This window comes from Bradyrhizobium sp. USDA 4510 (assembly GCF_054059095.1).
Genome location: NZ_JBSSBT010000001.1, coordinates 617,987 through 640,767 on the forward strand (window position 1 = coordinate 617,987; position 22,781 = coordinate 640,767).

The following is a 22,781-nucleotide window of genomic DNA, read 5'->3' on the forward strand; positions in this document are numbered from 1 at the left end:
TGCCGGCAGCAACGGACCACCACAGCGTCCGCGTTGCGTTATGAAACTCTTCGCTTAGCCGGGATGACTGTTCTGACGCACAGGCAAACACGTCGTTTGTTCCGAATTATTCCATTGTGAAGACGTGCGCGCCTGCCGACCAACGTGAACGAAAGACAAATCATCTACAACAAACAAGTGCGAGGAGGGTCAATCAATGCGAAGACTGTCGACTTACCTTTTTGCTACCGCCGCATTCCTGGGCATTGCGGGTGGTGCGAGCGCTGAGGATGTCCTGTCTGAAGTTTCCACATTAGAAAACGAATATTTCAACAACTGGTCGCAAGGTGCCGAACAAGCCGCAAAATCCCTAGGTCTAAATTATCGCATCCTTTCGGGCAAAGGCGATGCCGCAAAGCAGATCGAAATCTATGAGGCCCAGTTCGGTGCGGGTGTCAGGATCACGTTCGGCGAGAACCTCATTGCGGCGAACATAAAGCCCATCGTTGAGATGGCGAAGAAGGTCGGTGCGGTGCATGTTGCTGTTTGGGAGTCGTTGCCCGGCTTCCATCCTTTGGATGCGGGGGCCGACAACTATGCTTTTGCAACCTTCTTCTCGCCGGATGATGTCGAAAATAGCTATAGAATTGCCAAACTGCTTTTTGACAAGATCGGCGGAAAAGGCAACGTCGCGCACATTACCGGTTTTCCTGGGGTAGATGCAGATATTTCCAGGACCGCGGGCTTCGATAAAGCGCTGGCCGAATATCCCAATATCAAGCTCGTCGCGCGCCAACCAGGAAAATGGAATCAGGTTGACTCTCGCAAGGTCATGGAAGACCTGTTGGTGGCTCACTCCAAGATTGATGCTGTCTTCGGGCAAAATGACTCGATTGCACTGGGCGCGATGCAAGCCGTCGAAGATGCTGGTATGCGCATTCCGATCGTCGGCCTCGATGGCAATCGAGAAACCCTCAAGCTAGTGAAGGAAGGCCGCATTCTTGCGACAATGGGCTTTACGCCACAGTGGCAAGCCGGTTTTGCCCTCGTGCGGGCATACGATGTCGCAAAGGGATTTAAGCCCAGCCCGTGTGAACGCATGATGTACACGGGAGCCACGCTGATCAGCGCTCAGAATGTGGACAAGTATCAAGCGTTTCTCGCCGGCGAGAAGCTTCCGTTTGATTGGAAGAAAATGTCGCGGGTTCTTCATCCCAGCGACTGGGATGCTCAAAACTATGTGTGGCCGATCGACGTGAAGACGTACTGGGGAGCGCGCACGCCGGCCGGATACAAATTTCCGAAGGCTTATCAAGACGCCGTTGATTCCGGTTGCGTGGATCAGCTCAAGGCCGAGTATAACGGCCACTATAAGCAGCGAATTCCCGAGTGATCGCTCCGGATGCCCCTCTCCGTGGAGAGGGGCATCGTGTTTACCTCACGCTGACGGATCGCAAAAATGCTAGAAGCGTCGCTGGTTGGGCGTAGAGATGGTGAGCTATGGCGGCGCGCCATAACAGTCGTCGTCGTTACAATCGCGATTATATCTTTTGGTTTGGCGGCTCCATCGTTCTTTACCATCGCAAATATCAGGGCAATCGAACTATCGAGTTCCGTCCTCTTGATCGCATCCATCGGGGCGACCTTCGTGATCCTGATGGGCTCTATCGACTTATCGATCGGAGCGGTTGCCAGCTTTTGCGGCATGCTGGTCGCTCGGCTCGCACCAGACCTGGGTTTATGGTCGGTTCCCATCGCGTGTTTGGTCGGCTTGGTGTTTGGCGCGATCAATGGGCTGGTTTACGTCTATCTCAGAATTCCCTCAATTCTGGTGACGCTTGGAACAGCAACAACGATTTCAGGAGCGGTGCTTTTCATCTCAGATGGCCGGTCCTTATCGGTATCGCACGCGGCCCTAATCGATATGGCCCAGGGCGCACTGGCCAATCTGGTCCCCAATGCGGTACTGGTTTCGGCGGTGATCTACGGTGTTGCCATTCTCGTAGTTGATCGCACGCGTTTCGGACGGATGACGCTCGCAATCGGAAGCGACGAGCAAGTAGCCGCGCTCATCGGAGTTAAGGTCAATACGATCAAAATCCAGGCGTTTGCATTGTCCGGCCTTCTTGCAGGAGTTGCCGGTGTCTTGCTGGCCGCTCGTCTGGGGTCCGCAACAGTCACAATGGGCAGTTATATGACTCTCGACACGATCACCGCAGTGGTCGTTGGCGGAACAGCGATAACGGGCGGGTTTGGCAACGTGCGCCTGACGATAATCGGGGTTCTTTTCATAACGATCCTTTCAGACGGCATGAACATTCTTGCCGTGCCTCCCTATCTACAAACAATCATTCAAGGGACCGTCATTCTGTTCGCTGTTCTCCTGAACACCAATCGTGCGAGCGCGGAGGATGTGAAATGAGCGGCGTGCCGACGCCCATCTACACGATGCGCAACGGGTCGAAGCGCTTCAATGGCATTTGCGTCGTTGAAGGGATCGATCTCGATGTGTTTTCGAACGAAATAGTTGGAATTGCCGGTGAAAACGGAGCGGGCAAATCAACGACCCTCAAAATGATTGCCGGCATCCATACACCGAACGCGGGAAGTATGAGACGTTTCGGCAAGAGCTTCAAGCCGACAAGCTATACTGAGGCCGTCGAGGCCGGTATTTCGATGGTCTTTCAGGAGCAGGCCCTTATTCCAAGCCTGGCTGTCTACGAGAATATATTTCTGTCTTTAGAAGCCAACTTTGTCAATCGGATAGGGATTGTCGACAGACGAGCGATGATCGCCGTAAGCGAAAGACATCTCAAAGACCTCGGTCTTGACTACATCGATCCGCGCCGTCGCACAGGCGACTACGCGTTTCACGATCGGCAGATGATCGAGATTGCCAAGGCGTTCGTTTTGGCCGAACATTTCCATATTGATCATCCAATCATCCTACTCGACGAACCGACAGCGGCAATCGGCGAGCGACAGATCAAAATTCTCTTTGAGTCGATTCGACGGTACCGTCGTCGCGCTTCATTTGTACTTATTACTCACCGTCTCGCGGAATACGTAGAGCTTTGCGACCGCATCTACGTGTTCAAGGACGGGCGGAACGTTGGCGAGTTCGCAGGAGAACAGATCTCCGAACAAAGCCTTCATCGAGCAATGGTGGGCCGAACGCGAGACGACGAATACTTCATGAAGAAGCGCCAGCTGAAACTCGAGGGGGCACCCATCGCGGTCTCAGTCAAAGGTCTAAGCGGCCACAACGTCCAGAATGTCAGCTTTGAGGTTGGCAAAGGTGAGATCCTTGGAATTGGTGGCCTTGTCGGATGCGGCAAGGAGGCTGTAGCCAAAGCCGTCGTCGGATTTGAACCCTTTCCCCCAAACGGCACCATCGAGGTGGGCGGCGAAGCGTTGCCGCTTCGGGGACGTGGAAAAGCGGCGATGGCGCGCGGCATGGGTTTTGTCCCCAAAGAACGCAAGACCGAAGGCATCGTGCCTTACATGTCGGTTCAAGCAAATATGTCTTTGGCCTCGCTTCCGCTCGTCTCACGCCTATCTGGTTTCATTTCTCGCTCCCGAGAACGGCTTCTCGCTGAAAAGTACATCAATCGCTTGCGCGTTAGATGCAAAGGGCCGGCACAGCTTTGCCAGTTCCTTTCCGGGGGGAATCAGCAGAAGGTGGTGATAGCTAAATGGCTGGCTCGAAAGGTTCAGGTGCTAGTCCTCGACAATCCCACGCGCGGCGTCGATGTCGGCGCTAAACAAGAGATCTACGGCGTCCTGAGGGACTTGGCTGAGGAGGGTGTAGCTATTCTTCTCGTCACAGACGATTTGCCTGAGCTTATTGGAATGTCAAACCGCATCCTCGTGATGCGAGAGGGAGAAGTTCAGTTCTTGTGCAATGCGCCTGCCGATAACAAGCCAACGGAGCAGGAACTTGTCCAACACATGGTATGAGCCGCAGACGACTGGGGCGAAATCGAGATCAGGTGTAGAAGCAAAGGTGCAGATTGCCCAGTTTTACAACCGTCACCGTCCCATCATAAATGCGGTAGGGCCATTGTTGCTGCTGATGGCGATGGTCGCGGTATTCGCTTTGATCAATCCGCGCTTTCTGAGTTGGATAAATCTTTTCAATCTCATGCGGCAATCCTCGATCCTGCTGATCGTCTCGACGGGCATCACATTTGTAATTCTCATGGGAGCGCTCGACCTTTCGGTTGGAGCCATCGTGACGCTTGTGGCAATTTCGTCTGCGGTTCTGATCCGTGACTTTAATATAGGTGCAGCTGGAATAGCCGTCGCTGCCGCATGCATTGGAGCTCTGTGCGGCCTCGTCAATGCTGCGCTCGTCCTTCGACTACGGCTGCCCTCTTTCGTTGCCACACTAGGCACGATGACGGTTCTTGGCGGCGTGTCCACGTGGATCAGCGGTGGTGGCAATGTGTTCTTTCAAAGCCCCAACCTGACGTGGATTGCTTCCGGTTCTATGATCGGCCGTATTCCGAATTCTGGAGTTTTAGCACTTCTCATTTTTGTGGTCGCGTCCGTTGTCGGTGCGAGAAGCCACTTCGGAAGAGCCCTTTTTGCGATCGGCGGTGGTGGCCTAACTGCTCGACTTTCGGGGATCGACGTCCTTCGCACCAAAGCCGTCGCTTTTGTTGTCTGCGGAACGCTTTGCGGAGTTGCGGGTCTGCTCCTTGTTGCGCGGACATCAACGGGAACGTCGCGCATGGGGGACGATCTGCTGCTCCAGGCGATCGCCGCGGTCGTGATGGGCGGTACTGCGCTATCTGGAGGCTCGGGGGGAGTGCATCGAACGCTGACCGGTGTTCTGGTGATCGCCGTCCTGCAAAATGGCCTCAATATCGCAGGCGTGCATACATACCTGCAAATCATGGTGACGGGGCTCATCGTAGTTCTATCCGTTACAATAACTCTCGATCGATCCAGGCTAGCCTCCATTAAGTAGCGGCGCGTTGTAGTCGCGATACGGACCGGCAATTGCCTCCGTCTGGCTCGCGCCATCGAAACGGACATTATGCCGAAAAAAGGATCGGCGGCCGGATCACTCGAGCGCTTGGCGGAATGGTGCGGTCGGTCGACATCGGCAGTCAGGCTGCTGATGCCGTTAGAAGCAAATGGCGACGCGAGAGCTCCGTTTCTGGATGTATCAGTCGATATGCCAATCCAACTTGTTACTGGCCCGTCATCAGAAAAGTCCGGTCGGTGAGAGGCAGCCCGCGTACACGTGCACTGCCGCGAGGCGGGTCCGGGCCTGGCTTCGGAAGCGAGCTATGCGGTTGCGCAAAGTGATGACGAGTGTCGGTCGCTCTGACAGCCGCGCGCGCCGATAGTGCCGGCGAGTATCTGTTAAGTGAACCGTGCCCGCGACATTCCGCAAACATCGGGTTTCTAGAGCCGTAGGTAGGTAACTGTCGCGTCAGACTTGGAAGACTGTTGCGCCTGATGCGGTCGGTTTACCCAATGCTACCCAGATGGTGAACTCGTACGCCGTGACCAATCCGACATCATCTGAATAATTGCGACCGGCGGCCAGAATTCCGTTCTGATCTCTTGGGTCCGCTGGCAGACCGGCTCGTCTGCTTTCTCCCGAGACTTGAGCCGCTGCCGGAGAAAGCCCGGCAGCGGTTTTTTTAACCTTCATCATTGCAGTCGACAGAGTGAGCTGATTGCAGCCAGGCAGATCGACGGGACAGCGTAACGATGGTCGTGCCTGAAACACCTGGCCGTTGCGCAATCGCATTTCAACGAAAAGAAGTGACGGCTGCGAACGAGATCATTTGGACAGGGCGGCACCGGAAACGATGTGACAAATGCGCCAGCGTGAGAATGGTTTATCAAGGTCAGACGAACCAGGCTTTTTCACGAAAAGGCGGCCAGTGTTGTGGTGGGTTTTTCAAGAAAAACCTCTCATCAGGAAGCTGCGGATCTTGGAGAGCAGTCCCGCTCGTCACTTTGCTCAAGTTGGCCGTGTCGAAGCCGTGCCATCCAAGAGCGCGAACATTGGCAGTGACGATCCATGTTGGCCAAGGCTTACCAGCTCCATCTGCCCGCTCATCGTCCGGGTAAGAGCCTCCGCTGGTAGATGGATGAGTCCGTCCAGATGGGAGCCAAGTCGCGTCTCCGCCGCGGTAATTTCGGAATCGCTCGCGATCGCAAACAACGCCTTGAAACCAAGGCTTGTGAACCATTCCATCCGCCGAAGTTCGAGCTCCTGTCCGGCATCAATAGGTACGCCCGCCGCCGACCGCTCGATCATGGATGCCGGCGGAAAATTTGCGACGCCGGTGATGCCGGCATCCTTCAACGATTCGGCAATATCCTCCCAGCACGCGAAGGGATCGATCATCAGGATCGCCGCATAGACATGAGGAGCGGACGTTGCCTTTTCGAGGGTACGCAAGTCTCGCATAAGACAGTCGTTCCAGTCGAGGATTGGCAGGGTCGCCATGACCAGCAGGGAGCCTTCCGGAAGGCTGCGCAAAGAGGGCGCGTAGACTTGCAATTGTGCGCATTTAGCTATGTCCGACATGCGGGTGGCAAGTTTGCCGGGAACTCTCGCTCTCACCGCTTCTACCCAATCTTACCCATTTGGAGGCCTCACCGATCTTATACCCGGGTATAGCCGGGTCTAGACCACCTGTTGTTAGGAATGGTTCTGGGAGGAAGATCGTGTCTCACCATTGTACGGACGGCCAGAGGTCGGCCCGGGATGGTAGCCTGTCCGAACTGGCGACTGGATCCGCGACTACGGACGCGGTCGCGATTGTGGCCACGCTGGATACCAAGGGCCGCGAGGCATCTCATCTCGCCGACATTATCGAGGCCTGTGGCCGCACGACCATCCTGATCGACGTCGGCACGAAGAGGGATGACGTCGACAAACAAGCCGATGCGAAGGCTCCGGCCGAACTCTTGAAGCGGATTGCTGAAAGGACACGCGTTAGGGTTGGTGACCTCCTGGGCTCAGGAACGATCAGCGCGATTGTCGGGGTTGCGGGGGGCAGGGGGAGCGCGGTTTTCGGCGAGGTTGTGTCCGAGCTGCCTTATGGCTTTCCGAAACTTCTGGTGAGCAGCGCTAGGCCTGCGCTACTCGCCGAATTGGCCACTCACAGCGACATCATCCTCTATCCGACGCTGGTCGATCTTTTCGGCGTCAACGCCTTTACCACAAGGGTGCTCGAGAATGCGGGGCGGGCCATTGCAGCCACGCGCTATGCTCCCGTCAAGCTTGGACGAGACAAGAAGATCGTTGCGATCACTGCCTTCGGCGTGACCACGCCAGCGGCCAACCAGTGCGCAGCGCGCCTTGCCGACGCCGGCGTAGATGCCATCGTCTTTCCGGCGAACGGGGCGGGCGGCCGTAAGATGGAACAGCTGATCGCGGCTGGCGAATTCGACGCCGTCATTGATTTGACCACAACGGAGCTCGCAGACGAAATCGTTGGAGGCACCGCAAGCGCCGGTCCGGATCGGCTCAAGGCAGCGTCGCGGCAAAACATTCCGCAAGTGATCGCGCCCGGTGCGGTCGATATGGTCAATTTTGGCCTGCCATCGAGCGTTCCTGATCAGTTTCGCGCTCGCCAGTTCTACGCCCACACGCCTTACACGACGCTCATGCGCACAACTGCATCTGAGAACGCGAGCATTGGCCGGTTCACGGCAGAGCGCCTATCGCAAGCAAAAGGACCCGCAATTGTCCTTTGGCCGGCGAAAGGGGTGTCCGATTACGACCGCCCAGGCGGCATCTTCTACGATCCCGTCGCTGACAAGGCTTGGCTGGATGCGGTCAAGGAACATCTCCCCGCGCACGTCAGGGTCCGCGACCTGAACTGTCACATTAACGATGGCGAGTTCGCCGAGGTTGCCGCGGCATGGATCCTGGAACAACTCACGCAAGGAGGTTCATCCCATGCGGATGTTTGAGCGAACCGAAATTCTTTCCAGGATCGAAGGACAGGTGGCGGAGCGAAAAGCAATTCTCGCGGCAGGTAGTAGCTGCGGCCTGGTCGCCAAATGTGCCGTTCTTGGAGGTGCCGACATGCTGGTGGTCTACTCGACCGGCCTGTCGCGCCTGATGGGGCTGCCCACGAGCCGGATTGGCGATTCCAACGCACGCACGCTCGAGCTTGCGGCTGAAATTCGTAATGTGGTGTCTAGCGTGCCCGTGGTTGGCGGCATCGAGGCTTGGGATCCTCTCCGGCTCGACCTCGATGCTCTTTTGGACAAGTTCTGGGCTGCTGGGTTCTCCGGCGTCATCAACTACCCAACGATCTCCACCATGGGTGACAACTGGCGTGACCGCCGCGGCCGCATCGGCATGGGCTTTGAACGTGAGGTCGAACTGATCGCTCTCGCGCGCAAGAAGAATATCTTTTCGCTCGCCTATGTCGCAAGCGCTCAAGACGCCAAAGCCATGGCAAGTGCGGGGGCCGACTGCATCGTCCCACATGTCGGCGCAACGCGCGGCGGCCTGGTTGGTCACGAGGACGGGCAATCCATAAAGGAGGCGATCGGGCGCATCAATGAGATCAACGCGGCGGCGCGAAGCGTCCGGTCGGACGTTCTCTCGCTTTGTCATGGCGGGGCAATTGCCGAGCCTGAAGATACGATCGAGGTCTATCGAACGACCGAGTGTGTCGGCTTTGTTGGCGCATCCTCAATCGAAAGAATTCCAATTGAGCGGGCAGTGAAGACAGCGGCGGCGGAATTCAAAGCTGTCCCGCTTCCGCAAACCCACTGATTTCACTGCAATACGTGCAGCGAGGCCGCATGACCACACCAAATGACCGAGCTAAACCTGACACGATCGCGTTCACCTCAAAAGGAGGAACGAGGCCGGATCAGGACTGGGAAACAGATGTCCTCGTGATCGGCAGCGGCGCGGCTGGATTGTCGGCGGCGCTCTATGCGGCAAAGGCGGGGCTGCGCGTCATTGTGTGCGAGAAATCTCCACGTCTTGGTGGAACGACGGCTCTGTCGAATGGCATGATCTGGGTTCCTTGTTCTGCTCAGGCGCGCGCGGCTAACATCGCTGACACCATCGCCAATGCGAAGACATATCTGCAGCACGAACTTGGCGTTCATTATCGCGCGCAATTCATTGATGCTTATCTTGAATACGGCCCAGCGGCGCTAACCGCCCTCGAGAACGGCACGAGCGTCAAATTTACCCTGGCCTCTACGCCTGATTATCACTCGAGCCAACGTGGCGGCGCTGATAGGGGGCGGGCACTGAGCCCGGCCGCTTATGATGGGCGGCTTCTAGGCAAGGATTTCGATTTGATCGGCGACCCCATTCGGGTTGTGCTCGGGGGCATGATGATCTCATCAAGTGAGGTGAGAAGCTTTCTCAACCCGCTCCAATCTGTTGCGTCGCTCAAACACGTCCTAACTCGCCTGAGCCGCTATGCGCGGGATCGGCTCAGCTTCAGGCGTGGTACTGAGCTCAGCGGAGGGAATGCCTTGATCGCGCGGCTGCTGGTGAGCCTGCGTGAGTACGGCGTGGAGATTTGGCCATCTTCTCCAGCGCTCGAACTCATCAAGGAAGGCGGGCGCGTCACGGGTGCCGTCGTCAAGCGGGTCAACCTCGATGTCCACGTGCGTGCCTCGCGTGGGGTTGTTCTCGCAACTGGCGGCTTTGCCCGGAACGCGCAGTTGAGGACGCACCTCAGTGGTGCACACCAGCATGATCTTACCTTGGCCCATACCGATGTTAACGGTGACGGCATTGGGCTTGCAACCGCGCTCGGGGCCGCCATCGACAAAGATGTTGCATCCGCCGGCTTCTGGACCCCAGTCTCAATTCTGAAACGCGGTAGAGGGGCGCGGGTCGTCCCATACGGCTGGCTCGACCGCGGCCGTCCTGGGGTCATTGCCGTCGGTCCAAATGGAAGACGTTTTGTCAACGAATCGAATTCGTACCACGATATTTGCCTGGCAATGTTTGAGAACGGATATCCAGCAGATAAGCGATTTTACTTCATCTGCGACCACCATTTCGTGCGATTGAGGGGCATGGGACACCTGCTGCCATGGCCCTGGACGTTGAGCATCGGCAAATATGTCCGGCTTGGCTACATCAAGACAGGTGAAACGATTTCGGAGCTCGCAAAGCAGCTGGGACTAGATTCCGCTGTGCTTCAAAAGACGATCGAGGAACACAACGCGCACGCTGCCCAAGGGCGGGATCCGATCTTTATGCGTGGGGAATCGGCTTTCAATCGCACCCTCGGCGATCCGGCCGTGGGAAAAAATCCAAATCTAGGACCAATCAAAGACGGGCCATTTGTCGCGTTGCCAATCGTTCCGGCAACGCTTGGCACGGCGACCGGATTGGCGACCGACAGTTACGGAAACGTCCTGGATGCACAAGGCAATACAATCCAGGGGCTTTACGCGTGCGGCAACGACATGACTTCGCCGATGCGCGGAGTGTATCCCGGGGCAGGCATAACAATCGGTCCCGCCATCGTATTCGCATATCGCGCCATCAACGCAATAATGCTTTCCGCAGATCAGGAGCAAAAAGCCGTCGCTTCGGGAGCTTGATCGTCAACCACATTCGTGCGTCGCGGGGGAATATGTGTTCGGGCCCGGGCGCGCATCGATAGAACCGGACTCGGACGGCCTTCTCATCAGCAGCTCTCGGCGGACGTGGGTCCTGGCGGCCGGGTTCGAGCGTGCTGAGCCCGGCGGACGGGAGATCGCCGCGCCAACTGTGTTCGATGTATCGCAAAGAGCTGGGGTCCCAATGGGTGTTCCAAGGCATATGACAGCGGAAATCGATCGTTCAACAGCTTGGCTGCGCGGTGACGAATCGAAAATGTCAGGACAACCCGCGCAGGCGTCCGTTTCCCCGGCGCGATCGCCATCAGCTGGCCGCGAGACAGCGATGCAACTCGACAAGATCGATTTTCGTCTTCTTGATCTCGTCCAACGAGACAATCGCCTCTGCAGCGAACAACTTGGAGCAAAGGTCGGCCTATCCGCATCCGGAGTGCAACGTCGGCTGAAGCGCCTTCGATCCAAGGGTATCATAGAGGCCGACGTTTCCATCATTTCTCCAAAAGCAATTGGGCGGAATGTGACGACAGTGGTCCTCATTTCCTTAGAGCGCGCGCGTGCCGACACTGTTGATCGCCTCAAGCGGCAAATTCGTAAGATGCCTGAAGTGATGAGCGCATTCTACGTTACAGGTCTGGCCGACGTTGTCTTGTTAGTTACCGTGAACGATATGGAAGATTACGAGCGGTTTGCCCGGCGCCTTACCGAAGAAAGTTCAGACATAAAGCGCATTGAAACTATGGTTGTCATGGATCGATTCAAAGCAGGATTCACCTTGCCGATAGCGTCCATCGCATGGTGTTGAGCGACTGACGAGGGGAGGGCATTGGGGTGCTCAACTGCCGTCAAACGCAGTCCGCAAGCGTCTGTTTTTGATTTTATCGCTAGATCGATCTCATTCTTTCAGATGGGGGATACGTTGCATCGCTCGCGTCACGCCAAGATCGTGGCAACCGTCGGTCCGGCAAGTGCCGAGCCTGAGAAGATACGTGCTCTCTATCTTTCCGGTGCAGATGTCTTTCGGCTAAACTTTAGTCACGGAAGCCATCAAGACCATGCCAAGGTCTATGCGTGTATCCGTGAACTCGAGCGAGAGTTCGGCCGGCCGATAGGCGTCCTGCAGGATCTACAAGGCCCAAAGCTTCGTATCGGCTCCCTCGAAGACGGCGGGCTGGTTTTGCGTGCTGGTGAAACGGTCCGCTTTGTGATCGATGGAGCTAAAGGAGCAAAGCAATCGATACCCTTGCCTCATCCGGAGATTTTTGCAGCCGCGCACCCCGGACAAGAACTTCTCATTGATGATGGCCGGGTGCGCTTGCGGATCACCGAGCCAGGAGACGCAGAAATCGTTGCGCAAGTGGCGGTTGGAGGCCGGATCTCGGACCACAAGGGGGTCAACGTACCGGGGGCGATGCTCGACCTATCTCCGCTCAGCAGGAAAGATCGCGCCGACCTCGCGTTCGGCATTGGGCTTGGGGTCGACTGGGTGGCCTTGTCCTTTGTTCAGAAACCGTCCGACCTGATCGAGGCACGCGCCCTGATTGGCGAGGCCGCAGGTTTGATTGCCAAAATCGAGACGCCGATGGCGCTCGATCGCATCGACGACATCATCAGCCTGTCAGACGGCATTATGGTAGCGCGCGGTGATCTTGGCGTCGAAATCCCGCCCGAGGAGGTGCCAGGCCGGCAAAAGGAGCTCCTACGCGCCTGTCGGCGTGCCGGAAAATTCGTCATCGTCGCAACGCAAATGTTGGATTCCATGGTGGCCGGGCCGACGCCGACGCGGGCCGAAACCTCAGATGTCGCGACCGCGATCTATGATGGAGCCGATGCTGTGATGCTGTCTGCTGAATCGGCAAGCGGGGCCTACCCGATTGAATCGGTGGCCATGATGGATCGCATCATCAAGAGCACTGAGCGGCATCATCTCTATCGGCCACTGATCGAGGCTTCTCGAGCCGACGTGGAGAGCACCCCCTCGCATGCCGTCGCGGCCGCGGGGGCAGATCTTGCCGCTACAATTGGCGCCGAGGTCATCATCGGCTTCACGGCGGGCGGGACGACGGCCGCGCGGATCTCGCGCAGCCGGCCGCCGGTGCCGATCCTTGCCCTTACTCCGGATGAAAGAGTGGCGCGGCGCATGAGCCTGTTGTGGGGGGTGCACAGTGCCGTGTCCAGCGATCCTTCTGGCTATGAGGAGATGACGCGGATCGCCTCGTCGACCGCGCAGCGCGAAGGCTATATTCGGCTGGGCGAGTTGGCTGTGGTCGTCTCTGGAGTGCCGTTTGGACTTAGAGGCGCGACAAACAATCTTCGCGTTGTCGTATGTTAAGACTGGTCCTTGAATGGCTCTGGCTGCTCATGATGCAGATCCGTGATGGGCACGCAGCAGAGCTTTGGTCGGGGCAATAGCTTGATTGCCCGTTTGGGAGGCGCCGCCGAAGCGATGAATCGTAAACCGCCCTTAATATGCTCAGCGTTCTGAACCTTCGCGGTGTCGGGCAAGACAGCGTCAAATGCCCCTCGAAATGTATGGCGGGTCCGGGTGCGCCGCGCTGATCCAGCGCGGATTATCGCGGCAGCTACGGCGCGGCGCGCTCATAGATCCTCAGCGCACGCTGCAGAAGAATGGCGGCCGCGTCTTGCCCTCGGCGGATTTGGCGCGGTACTCGATCTCGGTGAGCAGCTTCGGCTCAATCCAGATGGCGTTCTGTACTTGGATGGGCTTGGTAACCTGCACGGGCCTCTTTTCGCAATCGCTCCGTCTTCCTCACAGCAATGCTTGTCGAGAGGATCAATTTGCTTGGAAAGCAAGGAGCTCGCTCATGGCGCTCGCCTCCTATGTTGCGCAGGCGGGAGCACTACCGGGCTGTCTGCCACCGACGCCCACGGATTACCCACGGCCGATGATGATGGAACAATGATCCCTCCCGGAAATAGTTGGAAGGAGCTTTGCTCTCCCATGGAGAACTCCGGGCACAATCTAGGCAATTCGCTGCGGGGATTAGGACACTTGATGCCGTCTGACCTGTCCGGCCGTCATGTCCAACGCTGCGATGTGCTCAGCGCTCAATGGTCGTTGAACCAAGCCAACCGCCCATCCTTCCGGGACAACGTCCAGCACTCGGTCAAGGGCCTCCTGGCGTGGGGTCGCGGCAAGCCAAATCTGAACTTCGCCGTCATCGGTTGTCACGCGGACCAAATGAATTTCGCTAGCCGGCTGCATAACCGTAAAACCGTGTCTGAGCGGGTTGTCTCTAAGCAGAAACCAAGGCCTATTTTTGGTCAGTTAGGAACAGGACCCCGCTGGAGCGGTTTTGACCAAGTCCCGATGCTGTCCCCCACGGCATCCGGAACCAACGGAAGCTGAGCCCCAGCGACGTGCCCCCGCGCTGGGGCTACTTCTTTGAGCTCTCACGCGAAAGGATCCTTACCAGCCTGGGTCATTCTGACCAAGGTGCCGCTCTCGGGGCCACTTCTTCTCATCGACCGCGTCTTAGCCCGGCCCAGTATTGCGCCGGCGGCGCCGCGTCCTGGTGGATCATCGGGTAGCTGATCTTCTCAAACTAGATCCTGCCATCCCGCATCGGGTGGTCCGGCCAGCGCTTTCTCGGGACCGGCGTGATGCCCGTCATATTCAGCGGCCACCCATTTCCAGTCAGAGTGACTATAGAGCCCGGCCCAATGTTGGACTGGCTTTGGCGCACTGCTCGCATTTGAGGGCGCCTGAAATGATGGTAGCGCTGAGCAACGCTCTTGAGACGCCGTGATGACATGAAAACTGTACCATGATCATCTAACGACTACGTAGCGGTACGGCAGGGGCAGGCGTCTCAGAACCATTCGCCCGGAATATACTGGTCCAACAGCAATACGATCAGACCCGTCAGAAGGCCAACACCGCTGAAGATTGCAACGGAGACCAGCGACTCGATTTCTGCGATAGACCCTGACGACGCCCGGGGAAAAAATCTTGCAAGCACTGCAGCCATGTCAATCTCCGGTCACCGGAGCGGAGCTCCGACAAAAATCGCAGCAATCATTTTCAAAATCGGTCTGACTGTTACTTTCGTCGAATAAGAAGTCAAGCTACCTACCGTGGCTGCGCAAACTCACGACCTCAAAACTCATTCAGTCCGCTGCCTTGGCGCCGTTTCACTTCACTGGAATTTTCCTTTCGTCCTCGTCATGCTGTTCCCATCTTTGGGGTGCCACAACATGCGGCCCGACGTCGGCCCCGCGACGACCGCAGGGCTTACAGGCAAATGGAGATCGAGGCGGGAGAGCCCGGTGCGATCGGGCCACTGGCCGATCTTGGCTGGCGTGAGCTCGATCGAATGGCTACAGCCATAGCCCGAGTAGTAGGCGAGGAGACCGCGGGCGGCAAACTGGCGCGTCGCCCAGGGCGATCTTGCGCCAGCCATGACGGTCGCTGCCTATGACGGTGGGCCAAGAAGGGCGGCGCCGGCTCACTCATCTTGTGGATTTAGTACTGTCTCCGCGGATGAACTCACGGAGCTTTTGCACGATCTCGTTGGCTATTTGTTGATTAATCAGGAACTCGTAGTGCCCGACCGGGTGTCACCACGGTGAATATGCCAGTCTCGGAGTCATCGTCGATTGCCAGCACCCCCGAGGCATGAACTTGGATATCCTTCAAGTCCTCACTGGAGCTAAGCGCGGGATTGGTGTCTTCATTGCTTGCCATCTTTGCAGGCTAGCAGACCATCCTTGGCATGTCTCAGGTCTGCGGCCGACGAAATGGGACAACGTCGCCGTCAGCCGCGCGGATCGCCACGCGGGCCATCTCGAGCGGATCGAACCCGAGGTCAGCCACGGCTTCTGCCACACCCTGGCGGTTCAGTTCGGCGACGATTGCCTCCATCACCTTCATCAGTCGGGCTGTTTGGGCGGTGGTGTCCGTCATGAGGCTTGGCCTGTGGCCGCCGACCAGGAGGTTGGCGGCAGAAGAGGGTTAATTTTCCGCTATTTGGCTATGGACTAGGCGCTGACCCGAAAACATCACAGCGATGCCAAACCACAAGCGCCGCCCTGCGGTCTTGTCGTCAAAATGGCTCATATAAATAAGCTAGGTCAACAACTGCATCCTCGTTCCATATTGCGTTCCTTGGCCGCCAAAATACCTCGTTGAACGAAATCAGGAAGCAGCCGTTCTTTAGGCCGCCGCCTTGCTGTTTCCGATCAAGTGGCCAGAGGCGTTCGGGTTCGTCCTTGATCGAAGCGATGACGTGCGGAACGCCTGTGATTGCCTACCGAGCGGGCTCGGTGCCCGAAGTGGTGGACGGCATCACCGGCTTTATCGTGGATAACGAGGGGCAGGCGATCAGGGCGGTGAACGAATGGATCGGTTCAACAGAAGAGTGCTCCGCGCCCGGTGCGAGGAGCGCTTCGCTGCGAGCCGGATGGCGAAGGGGTAAGAACGCCGATATCGCGAGCTGCTCGATCGGGACGGCGCGAAGGGTTGGAGAAAGGGGCAGCCACATCTCGCCGGGCGGTCCGAACGGCTTCGTTGAGTTGCCGGACTCGCATGAAAACTATTTTTTCAGCCACGGCGACTTCGTTCTTCTCGCGACAGGCGCAATTGAGGCGAAGTGCTTCCTCTCCCAGCCGAAGGTCCAGCTAGCCCGGCGACTGCGCGAAGCAACCGAAAGACTGTTCGAAGCCGGTGGTCCGCGCTTCCGCCGGCTTGCCTCTGCTGCGAGGGCGAGGCAATTGCCGTCCGGCTCGTGAGCACCGAAAGTCGACGGCGGGCCTCAGTCCCGATCCTATGAAGTATGGAGCGAATCCTTTGCGGACGGCCGTTTCGACTGAAAGAGCGATCAGGAACTAGTGGCAATCGCGGGCGTTGGGGCCGTGCATCTGAAAGGTGCGGCTCACGTTGGAGGAGATAATCGATGAAAAGCTTTCTTGCCGTCGCTCTGCTCGGCACTGCCGTAATCGGCGGCGCTGCATTCGCGCAGTCCACTCAGCCGGCCGATCGCGGCGCGCCGGCGGCCACCGCCCAGCCGGCCGATGCGAAGATGGCGCTCAAGGGCAATTGGCGCGCCTCGAAGCTGATGGGCCTGAAGGTCTACAACGAGGCCAACGAGAAGCTCGGAGACATCAACGAACTGCTCGTCGACAAGAGCGGCAAGATCAACGCGGTGGTGATCGGCGTCGGCGGCTTCCTTGGGATGGGCGAGCACGACATCGCCGTCTCGATGGACAAGCTGAAGTTCGTCGAGGAGCCGGTCCGGACCAGCTCGAGCAGCACCTCGACCACCTCGACCGACACCACCACCGGGGCGGCTTCGACTAACACGACGAACCGCAATGCGAACGATTGGGTCCCGGACCACGCCGTCATGAGCGGCAACAAGGAGCAGTTGAAGGCACTCCCGCAGTTCAAATACTCGGACTACAATTAGGACGACGAGAGTTCACGGAAAAAGGGCCCCATGCTGGGGCCCTTTTTTCTGCCCGGCGGCCAGCGCCCAGTGGGTCCAGAAAAGCTCGCCTGGATTGCGGGCGAGCCTTTCATGCGAACGACCGTTCGCTCAGTGTATGTGAACTATCCAACAGCCGCCGCCGCCAACAACGAGCGCGACGGGAATGGCCCATAAGATCAGTACGGGCGTCTTCTCCTCCAGTGGCTGTCAGAATGTTTTCGCGAGGCCGGCTCGGCCCCGCGATAGCCGTTTACTGTTCGGTGCAGACCTTGGTGGTCTTCACGGCGGTCTCGGCTTCCGTCTTGGTCTTGTAGACGCCGTCGCCCACGACCGTCGTCGTGGTCGTCGTCGGCTTGGTGTCGACGACGGTGCATTTCTTGGTCGTCGCGTCGCGAACGATGTAGAACTCGGCGGCGCTGGCGGCCTGGGCGCCGAGGGCGAAGGCAGCGAGAGCGCCGCATACGATCAGCTTCTTCATGGTGTCTCCTCCAATGGCTTCTAAGTAGTCACTTCCAACGAGGAGGCGCGCGCGAAGTTCCGTTTCTCCCGGTAGCCGGAAGGCACGCCGCCGCGTCACTGGACCAATTTCTCGCGGCTCGAAGAACGTCTGGCTGCGCCCGTCCAGCTAATTTGCCGAAACTTCTCCAGCAGGAACCCGGCCCGTCGTCCGATGTTGTTCGGCGACCAATTAGGAGGATTTCAGATGAACAAGCGTTTATTGTTGGCTACGACCGCCGCAGTCGCGCTCGCGACTTCGGCTCTCGCACAATCTTCTCCGAGCACGTCGAGCTCCAATCCGCCAGCTGCGCAGCGTCAGCAGGATTCCACATCGGCACCGCCGTCGTCTTCGACGTCGACACCGACGTCCAACTCCGCTTCGGGATCGGCGCAAACCAATCCTTCGACGAATTCGGCCCAGACGCAGCCTCCGCCAGCGACCGGCCAGAGCGCTGCAGGCCAAACCTCCAACTCCGGTACGGGCACCAACACCACGCAGGCGCCCACGTCGAATAACTCTACCAACCAGGCGCAGACGAGCCAGCCCTCCAACCAGACTATTCCGCCTTCGAACCAGGCACAGACCAATCCGCCTGCGAACAATCAGACGCAGAGCGCGAACCCACCGGCTTCGGGCACCAGTCAGGCGCAGTCTCCGACGGGTAGCAATTCGACCACCACGGCCCAGCAGCCGAACAGCCAGCAGAACACGGCCGATCGCTCGTCGAACACGAACGTGAATGCGTCCGTGAACATCAACGATCAGCAGCGGACCCGGATCAGCACGTCGATTTCACACCTAAACGTGCAGCCGCTCAACAACGTGAACTTCTCACTGTCGGTCGGCACGGTCGTGCCGCGCGATGTACGGCTGCAGCCGCTGCCCGCGGAGGTCGTCGAGATCGTGCCCCAGTACCGGGGCTACGACTTCGTGCTGGTGAAGGATGAGATCGTGATCGTGGAGCCCTCCAGCTACAAGATCGTCGCGGTGCTGCCGTACTCGGGTCGCTCCACGGCCGCGGCGCCGGCGCGCACCGAGCAGCGCAAGACGACGTTCACCGATAGGGACCGCGAGGTGATCCGCAAGCACGCCAAGGCACGGCCGGTCGAGCGCGAGCGTCGCACCACCGGCAGCACGGTTCGTACCGAAATCCGCACCGGAGAGCGCGTGCCGGAAGACGTCGAGATCGAAGCGTTCCCCGAAGAGGTCTATCGGGATGCGCCGACCCTTCGCGAGTATCGGTACATCAACCGGGACAGCCGCACCTACATCGTCGAGCCCCATGAGCGCCGCATCATCGAAGAGATCGACTGACCTGGCTAGGGAAGGAGAACACCCCATGAAAACCATCATACTAGGAGCTTTCGTTGGTGCCCTGACGGCGTCGTCTGCGACCGCCGCCCCTCTGGCGCCTGCGGCCATCGCGTCGACGGAGGTCGCGGGCATCGAGCAGGTGCGACTGGTCTGCAATGAGTATGGCCGCTGCTACCGGACCCGCAGCCCCCGCTATGTCCAACGCTACTACGACGAAGACGACGGCTATGCGGTCCGCCGGAGCTACGGCTACTATAGCGGGCCGGGCTACTACGATCGCGGCTACGGCTACTACCGCGGCGGCCCAAGCATCGGTTTTAGCTTCGGCACAAGGAGCTGGTGATCTAGCAAGAGGGCCGCTCCCAGAGCGGCCCTTTCCACGGGATTGCGTTCCCGCGGGGACAAGATGTCTGCTGTTGCGAAGCTCCTGGGATAGAAGGACAGTCGCTGGCGCGGCTCGAAGGCGACCCCGTCCCGAAAGAGCGCGCCGAAATCCAGGCGCTCCTCGCCAAGATCGACCTGCGCTGAGTTGCTCGCTACCTCTCGGCACCCATGGTGGCGCCGCTGCACGCGATGATGAATAACCCTCTAGGGGAAGAGATCGAGGGCTGGATCTTCGCCTCGCGGATTATTTGGCGGATGGAGGCCCGATTCGGGGCGCTTGAGGCTGTGAGGCGGGGCCAGTTCGGGGTTCGCCCCTTGGGGCGGGGCAAACCCGGTGCTCGCGCCAGCGTTCCCCCTGCGCGCAGCGACGTTTTTATCGAGCAGCCCCGAAAGGGGGGCCGTGCGTGGCCGCCACGGCTGTCTTCCGCCCGGCGCTGGCAAGCAGCCCGGACGCAGGCGGGGGGGCAGTCCGCGAAAGCTCAAATTGGCTGCCAAGATGCATGCTCGCTCAGCACGGTGCTATGCTGCGCTCTGCAGGGAACAATAATGGCCATCTACCGAATACTTCAAAACTCGCCGCTGGGGCCGGAAGAGATCACCCGGCTTTCGAGAGCCTACGAACAGGCCCTGCGCACGATCGGCGTGCAGGATCGCAATGACCCGCTGACTGAACTGATTGCCAAGAAGATCATCGAGATCGGTCAGACCGGCCTCAAGGACCCCGCCGAGATCTGCGGTCGGGCCGTCGAGCAATTAGGCCTGCCGAAAGGATGATCGAGGGAAAGGGCGTGGTGATCAAAGCGACGGATCAGATCGCGGTCCAGGCTACGGCGATCGCGGCCAAGGCTCGGCGGTGAGGAGAGCGGCTAACCCGGCCGCGCCCCCTTTTCTGCGCCGAACTCCCTGATCATCCGAACAATCTCGTCCGGATGGAAGGGCTTATGCACGATGCGGCTGCCGGGGACGGGACGGGGTGTGGCAGGCGAGAAGCCCGTTGCGTAGATGACCGGCAGTTCCGGATCGTGCTCTTGGCAGCGTTCCGCGATCTGCCATCCATCGAGCTATCCGGGCAGCCGGACATCGGTGACCAGCACGTCCGCAACGTGGCGCTTGCACCACGCCAGTGCCTCCTCCCCGGTGCTCACGTGGATCACGTGGTAGCCTGCCTCGCGCAGCGCTTCGACGATCAATTCGCGGATCAGAGGGTCGTCCTCGATAAGAAGTACGCTCACTGGTAGCTCATATCCGATAGCTTTGTTACGCATGTCGAACGGCCAAAATGCGGAGCCGTTCCTGACGGATAGCCCCCGATTGGGCCTGTTCTGGCTTGCCTCGCGGCGCCGTCGGGGGGCCGCTTTCGTGCGTGGCGAAGGTGGCGGCGCGGATGGCTGCGGTGCACGGGCAGGCTGCTGGGGAAACGCGGCTGACGACTGATCGGCTCCGCCATGCGAGGCTCAGCAGCCATTGGCTGGAGGCTACATCCTTCGAATACTCACGTCGGCGGTGGACTTCTCTTCATTCGGCACGAGGCCGGTCGGCACGCTACAGCTTGGCCGCCGCCGCGGACGCATCCGTCGGTTTGGTGAAAGAGGGCAGCAAAGGCGGTGGCTGCTGCTGGGCACCGCCCGGCTGGAGATCCCGATTCCCGACGAGCCGTCATCCGAGGCGTCGGTGATCGGGCCTGGATCGAGCCGCTGTAGGAAACTACCCTGGTTCTTGTTTGGTTGAGGTTCTGATCGTTATGCCCTTCGGCCGCTGCAGCGTCCTGCTATCGTTCGAACCTACATGGTTTTGGAACATCAACTGCGGATCGCATCCTGTGTGCTGTTTCGTACACAAGGCGTCCGCCGCGTCGACAAGCACGTGCCGTCATGCCGGTTGCCTCGCTGTTCGAAAGCTGCAACATAAGAACGGAGGTGCGTGGCGCATGCGCGGTTGGGCAAGTCTGATCCTCCTGTTGCTGATCTGCGGGAGCGCTGCGGCTCAGGAGGACAAGAAGACCGACGATCTCAAGCCGAACGATCCCGACACGGGAGAGAGCACCGTCCAGGAGACGACGCTCGGCGTGTTGCCCAATCCGTTCGAAAAGCAGGGCGTCAAGTTCGCCGTCACCTACATCGGAGAGGTGCTCGGAAATCCATCCGGCGGCGCGAAGCCCGGCGCCGTCTACGAAGACCGCTTCAATTTCGCCGCCGACCTCGATTTCGAGAAACTCGTCGGCCTTCAGGGACTAACCTTTCATGCCAACGTGTTCCGCATCGACGGCGGAGGTCTGTCGCGCGGATCGCTCCTCAATTATCTCGATGTTAGCGGCATCGAAGCGCTGCCGACGACCCGTCTGTACGAGATGTGGTTCGAGAAGAAGTGGAACGACGATAAGATCGCCTTGCGAGCGGGCCAGCTCGCAGCCGACTCGGAGTTTGCCACCTCCAAATATACCGACGTCTTCACGAACGCGTCGCTCGGCTGGCCGGCGATATTCGCGCTGAACATGCCCAGTGGGGGTCCATCGCCGCCTCTCGCCGCTCTAGGCGCTCGCTTCCGCGCCGACGTGACCGACAACCTGACGCTCGTCGGAGCAGTCTTCGACGGCAACGCCGCGGGCCCTGGGCCCGACGACCCGCAGCTTCGCAATCGCTACGGCGTCAATTTCCGGATCAACGATCCGCCACTAACGCTGTACGAAGCCCAATTTCAGTGGAACGCCAAGAAAGGCGATCCTGGCCTGGCCGGCAAGCTGAAACTAGGCGGTTGGCGGCACTTCGGGAACTTCAACGACCAGAGGTTCGACACGTCCGGGCTATCTCTCGCTGATCCCAGCACTACGGGAATCCCCGCAACTTTCGCCGGCGACTATGGGCTTTATGCCGTCTTCGAGCAAAAGCTCTTCCGCGTAGGACACGATTACGAGCGTGGCATCGGCGTCTTCGCGCGAGCATCCTATAGTCCGCCCGCCCAGAACCTGATCGACTACTATGCGGATGGCGGCGTTGAGTTCATCGGTCTCGACGAGGCGCGTCCCCACGACAAGCTGGGGATCTCGGCAGCCTACGCACATGTCTCGCCTCGGGCGCAGGCTCTCGATCGCGACTTTCAGGCGGTCTACGGACCCGCCTGGCCCGTTCGGACTTCGGAGACGCTTTTAACGGCAGTCTATCAGTACGAAGTCCATGCCGGAGTCACGCTGCAGCCGAACTTTCAGTTCGTGCGCCGCCCCGGCGGCGGCGCAACGGATCCGCTCAGCAACATGAAAGGTCTCCGACTCAAGGACGCATCGGTCTTCGGTCTGCGGACCGTGGTGAAGTTCTGAAGGCGTTAGGGCCCGGTTCTGCCGCAGACGTCCACAAGGTTTGTTGCGCCAACCGAGGATTCAAAAAGAGCGTTCGTTACGGGCCGGTCGTTCCCGATTAGGAGGCGATGGGCGGAAGACCGTATCGAACAATCGAGGAGGGCTCCGCCTAAGCAAACCCAAGAAGCTTGATGACATTTCCCATGATACGTTGAAGGACATCTGTTTCGCAGAGAACAAGATCATCAAGACACTGCCGAAGATGGTGAGGGCC

At 58.9% G+C, this 22,781-nt stretch carries 21 protein-coding genes and 2 pseudogenes; 15 read left to right on the forward strand and 8 right to left on the reverse strand.

Going from position 1 to position 22,781, the window contains the following annotated elements; all coding sequences use genetic code 11:
• Positions 1-196 precede the first annotated feature (196 nt).
• The 4 genes from ACVMDN_RS02800 to ACVMDN_RS02815 all read left to right on the forward strand — a co-directional run bounded on the left by ACVMDN_RS02800 (position 197) and on the right by ACVMDN_RS02815 (position 4,954).
• The gene (locus tag ACVMDN_RS02800) at positions 197-1,372 is read left to right on the forward strand and encodes a sugar ABC transporter substrate-binding protein (protein ID WP_456813754.1); all 1,176 of its coding nucleotides are present in this window, start codon (positions 197-199) and stop codon (positions 1,370-1,372) included.
• A gap of 66 nt (positions 1,373-1,438) precedes the next feature.
• Positions 1,439-2,401, forward strand: coding sequence for an ABC transporter permease (locus ACVMDN_RS02805; protein WP_253587986.1), 963 nt, complete (start codon positions 1,439-1,441; stop codon positions 2,399-2,401).
• Complete coding sequence (locus ACVMDN_RS02810; RefSeq protein ID WP_456813755.1) at positions 2,398-3,939, forward strand: sugar ABC transporter ATP-binding protein; 1,542 nt, start codon at positions 2,398-2,400, stop codon at positions 3,937-3,939. Before ACVMDN_RS02805 ends, ACVMDN_RS02810 begins: the two co-directional genes overlap by 4 nt.
• Positions 3,920-4,954: an ABC transporter permease gene (locus ACVMDN_RS02815; RefSeq protein ID WP_456813756.1), complete on the forward strand. Its 1,035-nt coding sequence runs from the start codon at positions 3,920-3,922 to the stop codon at positions 4,952-4,954. The genes ACVMDN_RS02810 and ACVMDN_RS02815 overlap by 20 nt, the downstream gene beginning before the upstream one ends.
• A 471-nt stretch (positions 4,955-5,425) precedes the next feature.
• Here the strand turns inward: ACVMDN_RS02815 and ACVMDN_RS02820 are convergent, their stop codons facing one another.
• On the reverse strand, positions 5,426-5,743 hold the full coding sequence (locus ACVMDN_RS02820; RefSeq protein ID WP_456813757.1) for a hypothetical protein: 318 nt from the start codon (positions 5,741-5,743) through the stop codon (positions 5,426-5,428).
• 222 nt (positions 5,744-5,965) lie between these two features.
• Entirely contained in the window at positions 5,966-6,538 is a 573-nt protein-coding gene (locus ACVMDN_RS02825) for a hypothetical protein (RefSeq protein WP_456835755.1), read from the reverse strand.
• A gap of 140 nt (positions 6,539-6,678) precedes the next feature.
• On the opposite strand from ACVMDN_RS02825, the gene ACVMDN_RS02830 reads away from it, so the two are divergent.
• The 5 genes from ACVMDN_RS02830 to pyk all read left to right on the forward strand — a co-directional run bounded on the left by ACVMDN_RS02830 (position 6,679) and on the right by pyk (position 12,904).
• Entirely contained in the window at positions 6,679-7,932 is a 1,254-nt protein-coding gene (locus ACVMDN_RS02830; protein ID WP_456835754.1) for a Tm-1-like ATP-binding domain-containing protein, read from the forward strand.
• Positions 7,919-8,749 (forward strand): phosphoenolpyruvate hydrolase family protein, encoded by an 831-nt coding sequence (locus tag ACVMDN_RS02835; protein WP_069276338.1) that lies wholly within the window; start codon positions 7,919-7,921, stop codon positions 8,747-8,749. Before ACVMDN_RS02830 ends, ACVMDN_RS02835 begins: the two co-directional genes overlap by 14 nt.
• A gap of 29 nt (positions 8,750-8,778) precedes the next feature.
• A complete protein-coding gene (locus tag ACVMDN_RS02840; RefSeq protein WP_456835753.1) occupies positions 8,779-10,557 on the forward strand; it encodes an FAD-dependent oxidoreductase in 1,779 nt (592 codons plus the stop codon).
• Between the two features lie 343 nt (positions 10,558-10,900).
• The gene (locus ACVMDN_RS02845) at positions 10,901-11,377 is read left to right on the forward strand and encodes an Lrp/AsnC family transcriptional regulator (RefSeq protein WP_069276339.1); all 477 of its coding nucleotides are present in this window, start codon (positions 10,901-10,903) and stop codon (positions 11,375-11,377) included.
• 114 nt (positions 11,378-11,491) lie between these two features.
• Positions 11,492-12,904: a pyruvate kinase gene (gene pyk, locus ACVMDN_RS02850; protein ID WP_456835752.1), complete on the forward strand. Its 1,413-nt coding sequence runs from the start codon at positions 11,492-11,494 to the stop codon at positions 12,902-12,904.
• Positions 12,905-13,180: 276 nt separating this feature from the next.
• Here the strand turns inward: pyk and ACVMDN_RS02855 are convergent.
• From ACVMDN_RS02855 to ACVMDN_RS02870, 4 genes and pseudogenes are all read right to left on the reverse strand, one after another.
• Positions 13,181-13,276 (reverse strand): annotated as a pseudogene (locus tag ACVMDN_RS02855) (DNA ligase); the annotation flags it as partial.
• A gap of 1,129 nt (positions 13,277-14,405) precedes the next feature.
• The gene (locus ACVMDN_RS02860; RefSeq protein ID WP_176731286.1) at positions 14,406-14,564 is read right to left on the reverse strand and encodes a hypothetical protein; all 159 of its coding nucleotides are present in this window, start codon (positions 14,562-14,564) and stop codon (positions 14,406-14,408) included.
• 168 nt (positions 14,565-14,732) lie between these two features.
• Complete coding sequence (locus ACVMDN_RS02865) at positions 14,733-14,996, reverse strand: hypothetical protein (RefSeq protein ID WP_456835751.1); 264 nt, start codon at positions 14,994-14,996, stop codon at positions 14,733-14,735.
• A gap of 317 nt (positions 14,997-15,313) precedes the next feature.
• Positions 15,314-15,499 carry a hypothetical protein gene (locus ACVMDN_RS02870; RefSeq protein WP_456835750.1) on the reverse strand — a complete coding sequence of 62 codons (186 nt, stop codon included), beginning with the start codon at positions 15,497-15,499 and terminating at the stop codon, positions 15,314-15,316.
• A gap of 253 nt (positions 15,500-15,752) precedes the next feature.
• Between ACVMDN_RS02870 and ACVMDN_RS02875 the strand changes: the two are divergent.
• Together ACVMDN_RS02875 and ACVMDN_RS02880 are read left to right on the forward strand one after the other, a co-directional pair.
• Positions 15,753-16,216 (forward strand): annotated as a pseudogene (locus ACVMDN_RS02875) (glycosyltransferase); the annotation flags it as partial.
• Between the two features lie 271 nt (positions 16,217-16,487).
• Positions 16,488-17,000: a PRC-barrel domain-containing protein gene (locus ACVMDN_RS02880; protein ID WP_253603894.1), complete on the forward strand. Its 513-nt coding sequence runs from the start codon at positions 16,488-16,490 to the stop codon at positions 16,998-17,000.
• A gap of 271 nt (positions 17,001-17,271) precedes the next feature.
• On the opposite strand, the gene ACVMDN_RS02885 is transcribed toward ACVMDN_RS02880, so the two are convergent.
• A complete protein-coding gene (locus ACVMDN_RS02885) occupies positions 17,272-17,499 on the reverse strand; it encodes a hypothetical protein (protein WP_057019402.1) in 228 nt (75 codons plus the stop codon).
• Between the two features lie 225 nt (positions 17,500-17,724).
• Here ACVMDN_RS02885 and ACVMDN_RS02890 point away from each other — a divergent pair, with 225 nt between their 5' ends.
• The 3 genes from ACVMDN_RS02890 to ACVMDN_RS02900 all read left to right on the forward strand — a co-directional run bounded on the left by ACVMDN_RS02890 (position 17,725) and on the right by ACVMDN_RS02900 (position 19,992).
• Positions 17,725-18,834 carry a DUF1236 domain-containing protein gene (locus ACVMDN_RS02890; RefSeq protein ID WP_456835749.1) on the forward strand — a complete coding sequence of 370 codons (1,110 nt, stop codon included), beginning with the start codon at positions 17,725-17,727 and terminating at the stop codon, positions 18,832-18,834.
• 25 nt (positions 18,835-18,859) lie between these two features.
• Positions 18,860-19,177 carry a hypothetical protein gene (locus tag ACVMDN_RS02895; protein ID WP_456835748.1) on the forward strand — a complete coding sequence of 106 codons (318 nt, stop codon included), beginning with the start codon at positions 18,860-18,862 and terminating at the stop codon, positions 19,175-19,177.
• 587 nt (positions 19,178-19,764) lie between these two features.
• Positions 19,765-19,992, forward strand: a complete 228-nt coding sequence (locus ACVMDN_RS02900) for a hypothetical protein (protein WP_225648806.1) — start codon at positions 19,765-19,767, stop codon at positions 19,990-19,992.
• Between the two features lie 287 nt (positions 19,993-20,279).
• Here the strand turns inward: ACVMDN_RS02900 and ACVMDN_RS02905 are convergent, their stop codons facing one another.
• Positions 20,280-20,450, reverse strand: coding sequence for a response regulator (locus ACVMDN_RS02905; protein WP_456835747.1), 171 nt, complete (start codon positions 20,448-20,450; stop codon positions 20,280-20,282).
• A 695-nt stretch (positions 20,451-21,145) separates the two neighbouring features.
• On the opposite strand from ACVMDN_RS02905, the gene ACVMDN_RS02910 reads away from it, so the two are divergent.
• Positions 21,146-22,528: a carbohydrate porin gene (locus tag ACVMDN_RS02910; protein ID WP_456835746.1), complete on the forward strand. Its 1,383-nt coding sequence runs from the start codon at positions 21,146-21,148 to the stop codon at positions 22,526-22,528.
• Positions 22,529-22,781 lie beyond the last annotated feature (253 nt).